Below are 880 nucleotides of genomic sequence, written 5' to 3'. Positions count from 1 at the left end.
GGCAGGTATTGCCGGAGCAGGCCATTGAAGTTCTCGTTGCTGCCGCGCTCCCATGGGCGGTGCGGATAGGCGAAGTAGCAGCGCACACCGGCCACCTGCTCCAGCGCCTGGTACCCATGGAACTCCGTGCCGTTGTCCCAGGTGATGGTCTTGAACGGCAGACCGCGGCGCCGAATCAGGTCCAGCGCCGCGCGGTTGACCGCCTTGACCGTCCGGTGTGGCAGTCGGGCGACGAGGGCCAGTCCGGTGCTGCGCTCGACCAGCGTCAGCAGGCACGGGCGCTCGCTGGCCGTGCCGATCACGGTATCGCCTTCCCAGTGACCGACCTGCTGCCGGGTCTCGACGTCCGCCGGCCGACGGTCGATCATCGGCTTGCCCGGCAGTTTGCCCCGCCGCTCCGGGCCGAACGTGCGCTTGCGGCGCCGCTTGCCACCGTGTCGCAAACACCATCGCAGCGCGCCGCCTTCGCGCCAATCCAGGCGAACGTGCCGATAGATCGTCATGTGGCTGATGCGCGCCACGCCGTGTCGCACCAACCAGCGGGCGATCTGCTCGGGACTCCATTGCGCATGACGCAGGAGCGCCTCGACTCGGCCATAGACATCGGGGCCGTGCTGGCTGACCTGCCGGGATCGACGCCGGCGCCCGTTGGTACGCTCCTGGGCTTTGCTGGGACGGTAAGCGCCATCAGTCCGGTGACAGCGGTTGCGCTCGAACTCCCGGCTGATCGTGCTGGGCGAGCGTCCCATGATCCGGGCCATGGATCGGAAGGACTGCCCATCGCGGCGGAGGACGGACAGGGTGTATCGTTCCTGCTCGGTGAGCTGGCTGTACATGAGGGATCGCCTCTTGCCGGAGAGATCCCTTCCAGTCTGCCAGC

The 880-nt window shown here is 67.8% G+C and carries 1 protein-coding gene; it reads right to left on the bottom strand.

Translation table 11 applies throughout. The features are described from left to right. Positions 1-836: IS30 family transposase (locus tag AB5T46_RS20415; RefSeq protein ID WP_370565946.1), on the bottom strand; the 836-nt coding region annotated here is incomplete at its 3' end. Between the last annotated feature and the right edge of the window lie 44 nt (positions 837-880).

Source organism: Luteimonas salinilitoris (genome assembly GCF_041300785.1).
GTDB classification, from domain to species: domain Bacteria; phylum Pseudomonadota; class Gammaproteobacteria; order Xanthomonadales; family Xanthomonadaceae; genus Luteimonas; species Luteimonas salinilitoris.
Note: the sequence above shows the minus strand (reverse complement) of the source record. Positions and strands in the feature narration are given on the sequence as shown.